Here is a 14,925-nt window from a genome sequence, read left to right as displayed (position 1 = left end):
TTTACAGCGCCTCTTTGCCGCGAATGAGTTTCAGCACCACCGGCAGGAACGCCAGCGCCGCTAAGCCGAGGATGGGCAACAGCACATGTGGCTCAAAGATGATGCCCAGATCCGGCGTCTCACCCCGCGCAAACACCTCACCTAGGCCAGCACCCACCGACGTATAAACCAACCCGCCAGGAATAATGCCAAGGAAGGTCGACACCACGTAACGCCACAGCGACACCCCCACGAGCGCAGGGATCAGGTTTGCCACAAAGAACGGCACCAGTGGCACCAACCGGATGATGAACAGCATCGACCACTGGTTCTCATCAATCCCGTCTTTGATGGCTTTTATCTTACCCTCGCCGGCGTCCATCTTTGCCGCCAATCGGTCGCCCAACCCCCAACGTGCGGCCAAAAACACCACCGTGGCCCCAATCGTCGCGGCACCGACGTTGAACAGCACGCCCGGAAAGGTGCCAAACAAAAAGCCGCCGGTCAGCGTGGCAATAGTAGCCCCAGGCAACGAAAATCCGGCAATCACCACATAGATCGCCATGAACACCACCACCGCCAACGCATAATGCGCATCCCGATAAGCAATCAACACCTCGCGATTGTCTCGCAGCGCTTCAAAACTCAGGTAATCTCCCAGCGCATACGCACCAAGCACAGCGCCCACAACAAGCGCCACCAGCGGCAACATGCGCGCCCATTTTGATTTGGTTTCTTGAGGTGTATCCGTCACGTCCGACATCTTTGATCCGTTTCTTGGTCTCTCTCCAACATGGCTGACGGACCGATAAAACAACAGAGACCTCACGGGCGCTTGATCGTAACACCACGTTTTGTGAGCGATTCTTGGTTAACCGTAACAATGGAGCAAGAGACCTGTAATATTGCCGCCTGTAAGTCGCTCCAAAAGCCGCGTATTGTTTCAGAAGCCCCTTTGAAAGGCACCAAACCACGCAAAATGCCCCTGTATTAAAGGAAGCCTCTCCTCAATTGCTTTCTTTCCGTCCTTGCCATTGCCTTTTTGCCAAGAATCCCGCATCTGACGTTTGACTTATTCTGCAGGCAGGTCTAAAGACCGGTCTTCGAATAGATAGGCTTCGCGAATCTCGCGCCGAGGCCCGCTGAAACAACATGACGGAGACGGAGCGATGAAACGCACCTACCAACCTTCGAACCTGGTTCGTAAACGCCGCCACGGTTTCCGTGCGCGCATGGCCACCAAAGCTGGCCGCAAAATCCTGAACGCACGCCGCGCACGCGGTCGTAAGTCGCTGAGCGCATAAGCTCACCGACCGTTTGACGGAATGACACCGCCGGAGACCCCAACGGATGGCACAGCCACCAACGGGACATCGTCTCCGGCGGTTTCCGTTTGTCTTGACGCCAAAGCGGACGCCTCGCTGCCCGTCCTGAAAAAACGCAGTGACTTTCTTGCCGCCTCCCGCGCCCGCAAACAGGGCACCAAGGCGATGATGATCCAGGCCCGCAAGCGCCGCGACGATGAAGCCGTTGATCCATCGCTTGTACGCGTGGGCTTCACCTGTTCCAAAAAAGTTGGCAACGCCGTCGCCCGCAACCGCGCCAAACGCCGGATGCGCGAAGTGGCCCGCGCGATTCTTCCAGACCATGGCAAACCCGGTTGGGACTATGTGTTGATTGGGCGCAAAGACGCCACCGCCATCCGCGAATTCTTGGCCCTACAGGGTGATCTCAAATGGGCGCTCAGGAAATTACACACCCCGCGTAACTGACCCGTCGCGCCGACGTCGCCAATTTGAACATCGGTCAAATTGTCTCGTCTTAGTTGCCCCCCCTTACCACTCTCTTTCATTGTTAAGTAATTTTTTGAAGCGCAACCTATGCCCGAAACAAAAGCCATTTAAGAATCGGCACAGGCCTTGCGATGTCAGTAACCATCATGGTGTCTTTCTACCTTCCTTCACCACACCGGGCGCGCGTGCGCACCGGTTTGCTGGAGTTGGCTCAACGTGTCCTAAACGACCAAAACTGCCTGCGCTTTGACATCCACACCGGCACCGACGACCCTGGGCAATTCATCCTGTTTCACCGCTGGGAAACACGCCGAGATTGGCAGACCTTTCTCAACAGTGAGGCCCTGCACACTTTCCAAGACCTGTTTGAGGACGGCGTCACCGATCTGGTGATCAAAGAACTCACGCCTCACTTCACACCGTCCATCGGATCCCCCGTGCAGGTGCGTTAAGGAAATATGGTTAACAGAACCCGCACCTCTGCAAAACAGTCGTGATACCGACGCAATACCGATGTTCCATATCGGGTTAATTTGGCAGTTTTTTACCAAATCGGCACGTCATTTCTCCAGTACATCTTGGCACTTCTCTAAAGAGCGGTTAACACGCTCTGACAAAGAGGCCAGCAACATGAAGACACAAGAAATGAATCGCGATTGGATCGCCACCGCCCGCACCCTGTCCCAAGCTCTGCCGTATCTGCAGCGCTATACCGGTGCGACCGTGGTCATTAAGCTTGGCGGACACGCCATGGGCTCTGATGAAGCCATGGATGATTTTGCCCGTGACGTGGTTCTGATGCGCCAGGTGGGCATCAATCCGGTGATCGTGCATGGCGGTGGTCCGATGATCAACGCGATGTTGGAACGTCTTGAAATCAAATCCGATTTTGTGAACGGCAAGCGCGTGACGGATGCCGCCACGGTCGAAGTGGTGGAGATGGTTTTGTCCGGCGTCGTGAACAAGCGCATCGTGCAGGCGATCAACCGTCAGGGCGGCAAAGCGGTGGGCCTGTCAGGCAAAGACGCCAATCTGATTGTTTGTGATCAGACCAATCCGGATCTTGGTTTTGTTGGCACACCAGCCGATATGAACCCGGCGATTCTGCATGAGCTTTTTGCCAATGACACCATTCCGGTGATCGCGCCCTTGGGCGCAGGCCGCAATGGCGAAACTTACAACATCAACGGCGACACCGCCGCTGGCGCCATTGCAAGTGCACTGCAAGCTGATCGCCTGTTGCTCCTGACCGATGTTGCCGGTGTGAAGAACGGTGAAGGCGAAGTTTTGACAGAGCTAAAAGCGCAACAAATTCGCGATCTTACCAAAGAAGGCGTGATCGCTGGCGGCATGATCCCCAAGACCGAAACCGCACTGTCCGCCATCGAAAAAGGCGTCCGTGCGGTGGTCATTCTCGATGGCCGCGCGCCCAACGCCTGCCTGCTTGAGCTGTTCACAGAACATGGTGCAGGCTCGTTGATCCGGGCGGACTAACCCCTTTTCATATTCTAAAAAACAAATACATTGAGAGGCCATCAGCAAGGATGCCTTCTCAATGCAACACGACTTTCTGATCCGCCTCTGCGTTTTCTTCAGCCTTTTTGCCCTGCTTTCTGCAGTTGAAGTTTTTGCACCACGGCGTTCATTGACTTGGTCCAAAACCCACCGCTGGCTGACCAATTGGGGCCTCTCCCTGCTCAACACGCTCACCTTACGCGCTTTGGCCATCGCCTTGCCATTGCTCGCCGTGGGCGCAGCCTCCGATGCCCAATCCAACGGTTGGGGTCTGTTCAACATTTTGAACTTCCCCATCGCAATCGAGTTCCTGCTCGCCATACTTGTCCTCGATTTTACCATTTGGTTGCAGCATCTTATCACCCACAAAGTCCCACTGCTCTGGCGCTTGCATCGGGTCCATCACGCTGATCCGGACTTTGACGTCACCACCGCAATTCGCTTCCATCCGGTGGAAATTGCCCTGTCCATGCTGCTAAAAATTGGCCTGATCTACCTGCTTGGCCCCTCTGCTCTGGCCGTGCTGGTGTTCGAAGTCCTGCTCAACGGCACCGCACTGTTCAACCACGCCAACATCCGCTTGCCCACCAAACTCGATCGATTGATCCGGCTTGTTTTGGTCACGCCGGACATGCATCGTGTGCACCATTCGGTGCATCGGGACGAGCACGACAGCAATTATGGCTTTGCCCTGTCGATCTGGGACCGCGCACTGGGAACCTATATCGCGCAACCACGTGCAGGACATGATAAGATGGCAATAGGACTACAGTGGCAGGACACACGCCCCACAAAACTCTCCTGGAGTCTACGCCTCCCCTTCCGCGCAAAATGACGTTGGAAAGCATTCAAACCGCCGCCGCAGACGCGGGGCTGCTCACCATGGGAGCGCTGCATGAGGACGGCAAAACCATTGTGCTCTTTGGCACGGGTCCGGAGTTCTGGGCCGCGCTCAGCGCGTCACCTGAATATCTGGATGGCAAAAAACACCCCGTTGACCGCTGGTCCAAGCGCACCGTTGGGGAGCTCGCCAACGCTTTCGACGGCACATGCCGGTTCCCGTCCGATGGCCCACCTTACCCACCCTTCATCCGCTGGGCCTTGGAAAGCGGACAGTTCTTCCAAAGCCCTGTGGGCATGATGGTACACCCCGAAGTAGGCCTGATGATTTCCCTGCGCGGCGCCCTCATCCTGCCAACAGAAATCCCTTTACCTCAACAGGGTACCTCCTCGCCCTGCCTCACCTGTGAGGCCCCCTGCGCCACCGCCTGTCCGGTTGACGCGCTTGGCGCAGACACCGGCTACAACGTCGCCGCCTGCCATGCCTTCCTGGACACGGAAGATGGCTCCGAGTGCATGTCTCGCGGTTGCATTGCCCGACGCGCCTGTCCACACTCGGCCAAGTCCGGGCGCACAGACGCCCAATCCGCGTTACATATGAGGTCCTTTCATCCATGAGCCGCACCCTGATTCTGATGCGACACGCCAAATCAAGCTGGGATGACTTTATGCAACCCGATCACGCGCGTGTCCTAAATGTGCGTGGTCGCATTTCGGCGGATGCCATGGGCAACTGGCTGACACAAAACAACTACCTCCCTGACGAGTTGCTTTGTTCCACTGCTGAACGCACCCGCGAAACCTACACGCGCCTGGGGCTTCCCACGTCCTATACCCGGTACGAGGACAGCCTGTACCACGCCAGCCCAGACGTGATGCTCCGTGTATTGCAGTCCGCGACATCCGACACCGTTCTAATGGTTGGCCATAATCCTGGCATCGCCCATTTTGCTGAGCTCCTCGCCAAATCACCCGCCAAACATCCACGGTTCTCAGATTACCCCACCTGCGCCACCACCGTGTTCCACTTTGACGCGGCAAGCTGGTCTGACACAAAATTCACCCACGCAACTGTGATCGATTTTGCCATCCCTCGTGAAGTGATTGCCGCGCAAAACCGCTCAGCTTGATCCATCGCATTGCCGACGCGCATCTCAGTGCATATCTCTTGCAAAACCCACGCATAGGAGAGCTTCATGCACCGCCGCGCCTTTCTTCTGGCTACCGCCAGCTTGCCCCTGACAACTCTGCCAGCTCTGGCCGCTGATGACGTCACTATCAAAGTTGTGAAGTCGCCCACCTGTGGCTGCTGCGGCGCCTGGGAAGACCACCTCCGCTCCGAAGGTTTCACGGTAGAAAGCCATGCTATACCTGACGAACAACTGTGGGATATGAAAGCCCGCCTTGGCCTGACCGATGAAACCTCCTCCTGCCACACCGGCCTGATTGACGGCTATCTGGTGGAAGGCCACGTACCCGCTTCCGACATCCGCCGCCTACTGGCCGAGCGCCCTACAGCTCGCGGCCTCACAGTTCCCGGCATGCCCATGGGGTCACCCGGCATGGAAATGGGCGGAGAGGTGGAGCCCTATGACACACTGCTGATCCACACTGATGGCTGCACGGAAGTTTTTGAAAGCCATAGCTAAACGCAAAAGGCCGGGCAGATGCCCGGCCTTCTATTTGATCTGTGCTTGGGATCAGTGACCCAGGATTTGGCTCAGGAACAACTTGGTCCGTTCGCTCTTCGGGTTGTTGAAGAACTCTTCCGGCTCATTCTGCTCCACAATCTGACCTTGGTCCATGAAGATCACGCGGTTCGCAACCTGACGGGCAAACCCCATCTCGTGTGTCACGCACAACATGGTCATGCCCTCTTCTGCCAGTTCGATCATGGTGTCGAGCACCTCTTTGATCATCTCTGGGTCAAGCGCCGACGTCGGTTCGTCAAACAACATGATGCGTGGCTTCATACAGAGCGAGCGGGCAATTGCCACACGCTGCTGCTGACCACCGGAAAGCTGACCGGGATACTTGTCGGCCTGCTCCGGAATCTTCACCTTCTCAAGGAAGTGCATCGCTGTTTCTTCGGCCTCTTTACGAGGCGTCTTGCGCACCCAGATCGGCGCCAGCGTGCAGTTCTCAAGGATCGTCAGATGCGGGAAGAGGTTGAAGTGCTGGAAGCACATACCAACTTCGGACCGGATCTTGTCGATGTTCTTGAGATCGCTGGACAGCTCGGTGCCATCCACGATGATGTCACCGGACTGGTGCTCTTCCAGACGGTTGATGCAGCGGATCAGCGTCGATTTACCGGAGCCCGAAGGCCCCGCAATCACAATGCGTTCGCCTTCGTTGACGTTGAGATTGATATCCCGCAGTACGTGGAACGACCCGTACCACTTGTTCATGTTGCGGATTTCGATCGCGACCTCATCGGAGACTTGCATCTTCGAGCGGTCGATTTGGCGGTCGGTCATCAGTTCAGACATTTGATGAACTCCTTATTAGTGACCTTTGTGGAGCTTGCGCTCCAGGTACATGGAATAGCGGGACATGCCGAAGCAGAAGACGAAGAACAGGAAGGCGATGAAAGCAAACAGCTCCCAATAGATGCCGTTCCAGGCCGCATCCGCACGGATCGCATTGGACAGACCCAGCGGGTCAAGCAAGCCAATGATCGACACCAGCGTGGTGTCTTTAAACACCCCGATGAAGGTCGACACGATGCCGGGAATGGAGATCTTCAACGCTTGAGGCATGATGATCAGCCGTTGTGCCTGCCAGTAGTTCAGACCCAGAGAGTCAGCGCCCTCATATTGGCCTTTTGGCAGCGCGGCGAGACCACCCCGCACAACTTCCGCCATATAAGCAGAGGCAAACAACGTCACCATAATCAGAACCCGCAAGATGATGTCAAACTGCGTACCCGGTGGCAGGAACACGTTCAAAAGAACAGATGCCACAAACAGCAGAGTGATCAAGGGCACACCCCGGATGAACTCGATGAAGCCCACACACAATGTTTTCACAATCATCAGATCCGACTGACGACCGAGCGCCAGCACGATGCCAATTGGCAGCGAGCAGCCAATGGCCACCACCCCAATCAGGATCGACAGCATGAAGCCACCAAACTTGCGGCTTTCAACCTCAGGTATTGAAATCGAAACAACCGATTCCAGACCTGCTGCCACGATGCCAACCAGGAACAACCACCAGATCACGGGCAATGCGATCGCCGCAATGATACCACCCAAGCCACCAATGACCGGGGTCAGCAAGCGATAGGCCAAGAATCCGATGCCAAAACCAGCGGCAGCCATGACAGGGCCCCAAATCGATCCACCCCACATCAGCCAAGGCATCAGGAACGGATAGACAGCAGTCACGATCAGCAGCTTGCGTGGCACTTTGTCAAACAGAACAGGCGCAACAGCAAGCAACAACAGCACAAACGACAGGTTTGGACGGAAGTAGGCCGGCCAGGCCCCTGTGTTTTCACCAAAGTTCACACCCGGTTCTGCAGGATAAGGAGGGTAAAACCCATACAGCAGCTGCAGCCAACGATCATTGATCACCGCCCAACAGGCGTGTCCATGGGTTTTGCCCCAAGTGGCGGTCATGATCTCGCGACACTCGGTCAGCGAACTCGCGTTCCACACGGACTGGAATGTCCAGGACAGCAGGCCTTCCAACACGAAGTACACAAGAATCAGACTTATAATGGTGAGAACGGAGTTCGTAACACCATCAAACAGATTGGCCCGCGCCCAACCAACGATCCCAACAGAGGAGCCGGGAGGCTCTTGCTGTGGAAGCATTTCGGTGCGGACAAAAGAAACGTCGCTCATTTTATCTCTCCACCAGTTTTACGCGGTTGTTGTACCAGTTCATCACCATGGAGATGCTCAACGAGATCACCAGGTAACACAGCATCAACATCAGAACGGTCTCAAGCTCACGCCCGGTCTGGTTCATGGTTATGCCGCCCAACGTGCCTGTGATGTCCATGTAACCCACCGCAATCGCCAGCGAAGAGTTTTTGGTCAGGTTCAGGTAGTTGGAAATCATTGGTGGAATGATCACACGCAATGCTTGCGGAAGAATCACAAGCCGCATCGTGCGACCAGAACGCATGCCCAGCGCCTCGGCGGCTTCGGTTTGACCATGGCTCACTGCCAAGATACCGCCACGGACAATCTCCGCGATAAAGGCCGCAGTATAGAGACTCAGCGCCAACCACAAAGCAATCAGCGAGTTACGCATATGCGTGCCGCCTTTGAAGTTGAATCCCTTCAACTCCGGATAGCCGAGATGGAACCCAAGCAACGCCAACAAGATACCGGTTGGCACAAAAAACAGTCCGAGGTTTGCCCAAAGTGTTTTAGGACGTTCACCGGTTGTTTCCTGAATGTGCTTGGCGCGGGCGTTGACCTTGGTAATGCCAAATATGCTCAGACCCAGCACGATCAGGAAGGCAATCAAATCGACCGAGACGTCAAACCGCAGCGAGCTTTGACCCAGCAGGTGAATATTGCCAAGGCTGTTGGAAAACAGGGGCTCCGGCACATAAATGCCGCGGTTTGTGACCGCCACTGTGTCAAACAGGTTCATCGTGGCTTCGGGGTTTTCTCCACGGAAGGCACGTGGTGCAGGCAGGCTCTCAATCAGGATGGCCATCGCCAACACGATCCAGAGAAGCACCGGCACGTTGCGGAACATTTCCACATAGACCGTCATGATTTTAGCGACGATCCAGTTTTTCGAAAGCCGTAGGACGCCTACAAGCACACCGATGATGGTCGCTGTGATACAGCCCATCACCGCAACAAGCAGTGTGTTCAAGAGACCAAGCAGCGACGCCCGCATGTGGGTGTCTTGGCTGTTATAGTCCAGCAAGCGTTGGTTGATGTCATAGCCAGCAGGCTCCAGCAAGAAGCCAAACTGCGGTGTTTTTCCAAGGGTCTCTAGGTTGGTCATTGTATTATTGATCAACCAGGCGGCAAAAAGCATAAAACCGATCATTGCGACAGCTTGGATCGTCATGGAACGATACCGCGTGTCGTAGATCAGCATAGACAGCCGGAACGACGCCTTGGGAGGGTCGGTCAAAGTGGTCATATGGGATCTTCCCCGTTGCTCGGCCGGTTAAACTATGGCGTCGTTGCGCCGTGGCCGATTATTGTTGTGGGTCGTAAAAGCGAAAAGGGCGCGGAGATGTCCGCGCCCTTTCCGTGATGTGTTTAGCGGAAAGGTGGGGAGTAGATCAGGCCACCATCGGTCCACTGAGCGTTCAGGCCACGGGCCAGACCGATCGGAGTGCTTTCGCCGATGTTACCTTCAAACAGCTCACCGTAGTTGCCGCCCGCCATGATGGCGTTCTTAGCCCAACCAGCGTCCAGACCGAGCATCTCGCCCAGGGAGCCTTCGGAACCCAGCAGACGGTTGATTTCTGGGTTGTTTGTGCCTGCAGCCATCTCACCGATGTTTGCGGAGGTCACACCCAGCTCTTCAGCTGTTACCAGAGCGTTCAGGGACCAACGAACTACGTCACCCCAACCGTCATCGCCGTGACGAACCAATGGGCCGAGTGGCTCTTTGGAGATGATTTCTGGCAGCAGAACGTGCGCAGAAGGATCTTCAAAGGTGGCACGTGTCGCAGCCAGACCAGATGCGTCAGTAGTGTACACGTCGCAAGCACCGGCAAGGTACTGCTGCTGTGCTTCAGCATTGGTTTCGATTGGCACCGGCTCGTAGCTGATGTTGTTGGAGCGGAAGAAGTCCGCCAGGTTCAGCTCGGTTGTGGTACCGGTCTGAATACAAACGGTCGCACCGTCCAGTTCTTTAGCGGAAGACACACCCAGTTCTTTTGGAACCATGAAGCCCTGACCGTCATAGTAGTTCACACCAACAAAGGTGAACTTCAGGTCAACGTCGCGGGAGAAGGTCCAGGTGGTGTTGCGAGCCAGCATGTCGATCTCGCCGGAAGCCAGCGCGGTGAAGCGTGTCTTACCAGTGGTCGGAACAAACTCAACCGCTTTCGGGTCGCCCAGTACGGCTGCTGCAACTGCACGGCAAACGCCAACGTCGAACCCCATCCATTCGCCGTTTGCGTCTGGTGCGGCAAAGCCAACCAGACCAGTGGTCACACCACAGTTCAGCTTGCCGCGCGCTTTAACATCGTCAAGCGTGCCAGCAGCAGCTGCGCCGGCCGCGAGACCAGCAACTGTCAATGCACCGAAAACTACGGATTTTTTCATTTTTACCTCTTCCTGTTGTCCACCCTATGCCGGGTGGTTTTTGGCCATGTTAGACCGAAAGTAGATGTTCAGAGATTACACCCCCCTCACATCGAGGTTCAGTTTGGTCGCATTCATCGCCAAACGTCAAGAGCTCCATCACGCAATACTATCAATGCTTGCGCTATCAGCCTCATGCCCCTGTTTTACATGCAGAGAGATCACTTTTTGCTCATCTGGAAGAAAGCGTAAGCATGGAGAAAAGCTTGCTTTTTCTTCTCGGCTTCCTCGGCGGCTTCGTCATCTCGTCCCCATTGATCTTCCTGCCATTGCTCGTCGATTCGGGACAGTTTCCACAGTGTTTCGACGGGGTGCAGATCACGGGTTGCGGCGAATCCAATGATCAGTGAGCCGGAGATGCCAACCAGATCATGAAACGCTGCCAACTCGAAGTTGTCAAAACTGTGCGTACTCGCGCTTAGCTTGCTCAACGCCTCCGCATCTTGCGCCTCAAACATCACCCCGGCCACTGTTTTTAGGCGCGCGTCAAATGTCTCCGCAGCCCAGTCCAAAAGCGGATCCCAAGCCTCGGCCTGACGCGCGATCAACCCCTCGGGATTGGTGGCACGGTAACACAGCAAATCGCTGCCACCATACTCCGCCAACATGTCCGCGACTTCGGCACGCTGTATGGATACCTTATCAATTGCAGCATTTACTGAGCGCGTCACCGGCATGCCGGTTGGGTCAATCTCACCCTCTTGTGCATCCCATTCCGCCACCACGGCTTGTGCCAGCGCCTCAGTTGGTACCACCAGCGGCGCCTTGGCTGGCGTTTTGACGCCCCGCCCGTCCAACAGCACTTTGAACCCACCCTCGGTGGCCTCATAGGTAGTGTCTTTCCAAAATCGTTTTTTGGCCCATCCGCTCATGATGCATTCTCCCAAACCTGTGCCAAAGCGCCCTCAAGCGCCGCAAAATCCTCAGCTACACAGTGCGCAGCGCTCAGGGCAGTTGTTTCGTGATATCCCCAGCCCACACCGATGGCTGCCACACCAGCGGCCGCCGCCATCTCCATGTCGTAACTTGTGTCACCAATCATCACCGCGTCCCGCGCCACCACGCCGGTTTCGGCCAGCGCTGTGGTGATCATCGACGGATGTGGCTTTGATGGGTGATTATCGGCCACCTGTGTCGTTTCGAAGAAACCGCCCAGCCCATGGCCTTCAATGAGTTTGTCCAGCCCACGCCGCGATTTACCGGTGGCCACCCCGAGAAGCACATCATCCTGCGCTCGCAACCGCTCCAGCACCTCCCGCGCGCCAGCAAAAAACGGCGAGGACTGCGCCACGCCGGTTTCCGTACGGCGCATCATGTAGCCTTGCTTATAGCCGTCCACCAACCGGGCCCGCAAATCGCTGTCCGCTTCTGGCATCAGCTTGAACATTGCTACATCCAGCGACAACCCAACAATCGAAAGGGTGTCTGCTCGGCTTGGCGGTGTCAGCCCCTCACCCTCAAAGGCCAGATTCATCGCCTCGACAATCAGCCCCTGACTGTCCACCAACGTGCCATCTACGTCAAAAATTACGAGTTTGAGCCGCATGAGGCCCCCTTGTTTCCAATGTGTTTGAGGCACCACAAAATGAACCGCGACTACACTCTAGTCTCAGCAAACGTGAAGGGCTTTACCGCAAGCTCTCAAATGGATCGTCAGCTGCCAGATCTTCAGACCACCCAAAGCTCTCCCACGTATGGGCCATATGCTCAGGAAGCTCCGCAGTCACGGTGACCGGTTTGCCCTTCGTAGGGTGCATAAAGGTCATGGACCGCGCGTGCAGGTGCAGCTTGTTGGAAATCATTCCGCCCAGCTTTGCGCCCCAGCCATCGCCAAGGTTCTCTTGCCCGGAGCCACCGTATTTCCCATCGCCAATAATCGGGTGACCAATTTCCGCCATATGCGCCCGCAGCTGGTGCGTACGACCTGTGATCGGCTCCATGGCCACCCAAGATGCCCGACCGGCCACACGATACAATGTGGAGTATTGCGTGATGGCGCGTTTTGCGCCTGGTGTGCTGTCCACTTCACGCGGATGCACCGCGATCATCTTCTCACCTTCGCCACGCGCCCCATGTCCGCCAGCTTTCACCAGACCGTATTTGATCTCGCCCAGATACGGCGTTGGTACACCGGCGACTACAGCCCAGTAAATCTTGCGGGTCTGCTTGTGCCGCATCGCCTCGGTCAAGGCTTTGGCCGCCATACGGGTTCGCGCCAGCAACAACACACCTGACGTGTCTTTGTCCAAACGGTGCACCAGACGCGGCTTTTCTTCCATGTCAAATTGCAACGCAACCGACAGCCCGTCCACATGCCGGGTCTGTTTGCTGCCACCCTGCGTGGGCAAGCCCGCCGGTTTGTTGATCGCAATGATCTCGTCATCTTTGTAGATCACGCTGTCCAGCATCAATTTGGCATCTGCCTTGCTGACCTTGGCTACGGCGCGGGACTGTTCGCGTTGAGCCACCTCATGGGGCTCCGGCAAGGGCGGCACACGCACGCTTTGCCCGTCTTCCACACGCGAATTGGCCTTCACACGACCACCATCCACGCGGATTTCACCTTTACGGCACATCTTCTCGACCTGCCCCTGGGCTATATGGGGGAATTTGCGCTTGAACCACCGGTCTAGCCGCTGATCGCCTTCACCGTCCGCGACGGTCATTGTCTGTACCCGGCTCATGCCAGCATTCCTCTTGTCACGGCCATACCCAACATCAGCGCGCCCACCGCGCCAACAATTGAAACAGCCACATAAAACGTCGCAGCGCCATAAGCCCCACGCTCCATCAAGTTCACGGTCTCCAGCGAAAACGCCGAAAACGTCGTGAAACCACCCAACAGCCCGGTCATCACCAAGGGTGACAAATGGGTCAGACCACGCTGTGCTGCCAGCACAACAAAAGCCCCCATCAAGAACGAACCAATGACATTGACAGTGATGATCGCGACGGGAAATCCATTCCAGAAACCCTGCCCTACCAGCCGCACCACGCCGATGCCGAGCAGATAGCGCAGCGCAGCGCCTACCGCACCGCCCAAAGCCACATATACCACGTTCAAAACCATCACGCGTCTCTCTGCGCTTTGGTCTGCAATGTCAAGAAAACCAGCGCCTTCAGCCTCAAATACTCTCAGAGAACCGTTTGGAGACCAAACGAGTGCCTTTTACCCGCTGCGTTTGCTGCGCAGCTTTGAAAAATACTCCATCCGCCGCTTGAGCTCACGCTCATAGCCTCGCTCCACCGGTGTGTAGATAACCGGGCGCTTGACGCCCTCGGGGAAATAGTTTTGCCCGGAAAACCCATCTTCAGCTTCATGGTCATATTGATAGCCGTCGCCATAGCCTTGATCCGCCATCAACGACGTTGGCGCATTCAGGATATGTTTGGGTGGGGGCTCTGAGCCGGTCTTTTTGGCCAACGCCCGCGCGGCCTTATAGGCCGCATAGCCCGCATTGGTCTTTGGCGCGAGCGCCAGATAAATCACCGCCTGCGCCAGCGCCAGCTCCCCTTCAGGGCTACCCAAGCGCTCATATGTCTCCCAAGCACTCAAGCAAATGCCCTGTGCCTGCGGATCCGCCAAGGCAATGTCCTCACAGGCCATCCGCGTCAGTCGTCGCGCCAGAAACCGAGGATCTTCTCCGCCCTCCAGCATCCGTGCATACCAATAGAGTGCCGCCTCCGGGTCGGATCCGCGCACCGATTTGTGCAAGGCTGAAATCAGGTTGTAATGCTCGTCACCCGACTTGTCGTATTTAGCTGCGCGCCGCATCAGGCGTGTGGACAGCGCATCTGTGTCGAGCTTTCCATCCACCTTCCAGGCCATCACCTGCTCAATCAAGTTGAGCAATGCCCGCCCATCGCCATCCGCCATCTCGAGCAGCGCTTCCCGCGCAGGTCCGTCCAATGGTAGGGGCCTCTCAAGTTCTTTCTCTGCCCTCTGCGCCATGCGCTCCAAGTCACCCAGAGACAAACGCTCCAGCACAAGCACTTGCGAGCGCGACAACACCGCAGCGTTTAATTCAAACGACGGATTCTCCGTGGTCGCGCCGACCAGAAGAATGGTGCCATCCTCCATATAGGGCAGAAACCCGTCCTGCTGCGCTTTGTTGAACCGATGTATCTCGTCCACAAACAACAACGTGCCTTTGCCGTTGGCCCGCCGCACCTTGGCGGCCTCGAACACTTTGCGCAGCTCCGGAACCCCGGTAAAAATCGCACTGATCTGGACAAAATGCAGGTCGGTTTCATCCGCCAATAGCCGCGCAATCGTGGTCTTGCCCACACCGGGCGGTCCCCAGAAGATCAGCGAGGACAATGAGCCCGACGACAACATCACGCCCAAGGGAGCCTCTTCGCCCAGCACCTGCGCCTGCCCAATCACCTCGGACAACGCCTTGGGGCGCAGCCGGTCCGCCAAGGGACGTGGCGCTTCACCCGCAGGTGTCGCTGCGGGAATATCCGCAGGCGTGCTGTCAAAAAGATCGGCCATG

General features: G+C 56.4%; 18 protein-coding genes. 8 read left to right on the top strand and 10 right to left on the bottom strand.

All coding sequences use genetic code 11. The features are described from left to right. Window position 1: 1 nt before the first annotated feature. A complete protein-coding gene (locus tag QOL67_RS09950; RefSeq protein ID WP_283425813.1) occupies window positions 2–742 on the bottom strand; it encodes a TVP38/TMEM64 family protein in 741 nt (246 codons plus the stop codon). A 406-nt stretch (window positions 743–1,148) separates the two neighbouring features. On the opposite strand from QOL67_RS09950, the gene rpmH reads away from it, so the two are divergent. The 8 genes from rpmH to QOL67_RS09910 all read left to right on the top strand — a co-directional run bounded on the left by rpmH (window position 1,149) and on the right by QOL67_RS09910 (window position 5,776). Then, entirely contained in the window at window positions 1,149–1,283 is a 135-nt protein-coding gene (gene rpmH, locus QOL67_RS09945; RefSeq protein WP_005980833.1) for a 50S ribosomal protein L34, read from the top strand. Between the two features lie 21 nt (window positions 1,284–1,304). Continuing rightward, entirely contained in the window at window positions 1,305–1,751 is a 447-nt protein-coding gene (gene rnpA, locus QOL67_RS09940) for a ribonuclease P protein component (protein WP_283425812.1), read from the top strand. 152 nt (window positions 1,752–1,903) lie between these two features. Further along, complete coding sequence (locus QOL67_RS09935) at window positions 1,904–2,224, top strand: putative quinol monooxygenase (RefSeq protein WP_283425811.1); 321 nt, start codon at window positions 1,904–1,906, stop codon at window positions 2,222–2,224. Between the two features lie 178 nt (window positions 2,225–2,402). Further along, a complete protein-coding gene (gene argB, locus QOL67_RS09930; RefSeq protein ID WP_283425810.1) occupies window positions 2,403–3,266 on the top strand; it encodes an acetylglutamate kinase in 864 nt (287 codons plus the stop codon). Between the two features lie 61 nt (window positions 3,267–3,327). Beyond that, window positions 3,328–4,122, top strand: coding sequence for a sterol desaturase family protein (locus QOL67_RS09925; protein ID WP_283425809.1), 795 nt, complete (start codon window positions 3,328–3,330; stop codon window positions 4,120–4,122). Then, window positions 4,119–4,745 carry a ferredoxin gene (locus tag QOL67_RS09920; RefSeq protein WP_283425808.1) on the top strand — a complete coding sequence of 209 codons (627 nt, stop codon included), beginning with the start codon at window positions 4,119–4,121 and terminating at the stop codon, window positions 4,743–4,745. The genes QOL67_RS09925 and QOL67_RS09920 overlap by 4 nt, the downstream gene beginning before the upstream one ends. After that, window positions 4,742–5,257 (top strand): SixA phosphatase family protein, encoded by a 516-nt coding sequence (locus tag QOL67_RS09915; RefSeq protein WP_283425807.1) that lies wholly within the window; start codon window positions 4,742–4,744, stop codon window positions 5,255–5,257. The genes QOL67_RS09920 and QOL67_RS09915 overlap by 4 nt, the downstream gene beginning before the upstream one ends. Window positions 5,258–5,323: 66 nt before the next feature. After that, window positions 5,324–5,776: a DUF411 domain-containing protein gene (locus tag QOL67_RS09910; RefSeq protein WP_283425806.1), complete on the top strand. Its 453-nt coding sequence runs from the start codon at window positions 5,324–5,326 to the stop codon at window positions 5,774–5,776. 51 nt (window positions 5,777–5,827) lie between these two features. Here QOL67_RS09910 and QOL67_RS09905 read toward each other — a convergent pair whose 3' ends face one another. From QOL67_RS09905 to QOL67_RS09865, 9 genes are all read right to left on the bottom strand, one after another. Further along, window positions 5,828–6,619 (bottom strand): amino acid ABC transporter ATP-binding protein, encoded by a 792-nt coding sequence (locus QOL67_RS09905; RefSeq protein WP_283425805.1) that lies wholly within the window; start codon window positions 6,617–6,619, stop codon window positions 5,828–5,830. A 15-nt stretch (window positions 6,620–6,634) separates the two neighbouring features. After that, entirely contained in the window at window positions 6,635–7,981 is a 1,347-nt protein-coding gene (locus QOL67_RS09900; RefSeq protein ID WP_283425804.1) for an amino acid ABC transporter permease, read from the bottom strand. 1 nt (window position 7,982) lies between these two features. Next, on the bottom strand, window positions 7,983–9,251 hold the full coding sequence (locus QOL67_RS09895) for an amino acid ABC transporter permease (protein WP_283425803.1): 1,269 nt from the start codon (window positions 9,249–9,251) through the stop codon (window positions 7,983–7,985). Window positions 9,252–9,373: 122 nt separating this feature from the next. Beyond that, on the bottom strand, window positions 9,374–10,390 hold the full coding sequence (locus QOL67_RS09890) for an amino acid ABC transporter substrate-binding protein (protein WP_283425802.1): 1,017 nt from the start codon (window positions 10,388–10,390) through the stop codon (window positions 9,374–9,376). A gap of 200 nt (window positions 10,391–10,590) precedes the next feature. Then, window positions 10,591–11,301 carry an ATP12 family chaperone protein gene (locus QOL67_RS09885; protein WP_283425801.1) on the bottom strand — a complete coding sequence of 237 codons (711 nt, stop codon included), beginning with the start codon at window positions 11,299–11,301 and terminating at the stop codon, window positions 10,591–10,593. Further along, a complete protein-coding gene (locus tag QOL67_RS09880; RefSeq protein ID WP_283425800.1) occupies window positions 11,298–11,975 on the bottom strand; it encodes an HAD-IA family hydrolase in 678 nt (225 codons plus the stop codon). The genes QOL67_RS09885 and QOL67_RS09880 overlap by 4 nt, the downstream gene beginning before the upstream one ends. Before the next feature lie 82 nt (window positions 11,976–12,057). Further along, window positions 12,058–13,113, bottom strand: a complete 1,056-nt coding sequence (locus tag QOL67_RS09875) for an RluA family pseudouridine synthase (protein ID WP_283425799.1) — start codon at window positions 13,111–13,113, stop codon at window positions 12,058–12,060. After that, window positions 13,110–13,499, bottom strand: coding sequence for a fluoride efflux transporter CrcB (gene crcB, locus QOL67_RS09870; protein ID WP_283425974.1), 390 nt, complete (start codon window positions 13,497–13,499; stop codon window positions 13,110–13,112). Before crcB ends, QOL67_RS09875 begins: the two co-directional genes overlap by 4 nt. Before the next feature lie 99 nt (window positions 13,500–13,598). Continuing rightward, entirely contained in the window at window positions 13,599–14,924 is a 1,326-nt protein-coding gene (locus QOL67_RS09865; RefSeq protein WP_283425798.1) for a replication-associated recombination protein A, read from the bottom strand. Window position 14,925 lies beyond the last annotated feature (1 nt).

Source organism: Shimia sagamensis (assembly GCF_900182745.1).
Lineage (GTDB): Bacteria > Pseudomonadota > Alphaproteobacteria > Rhodobacterales > Rhodobacteraceae > Shimia > Shimia sagamensis.
The sequence above is the reverse complement of the archived record's forward strand: the minus strand, read 5'-3'. Positions and strand labels throughout refer to the sequence as shown.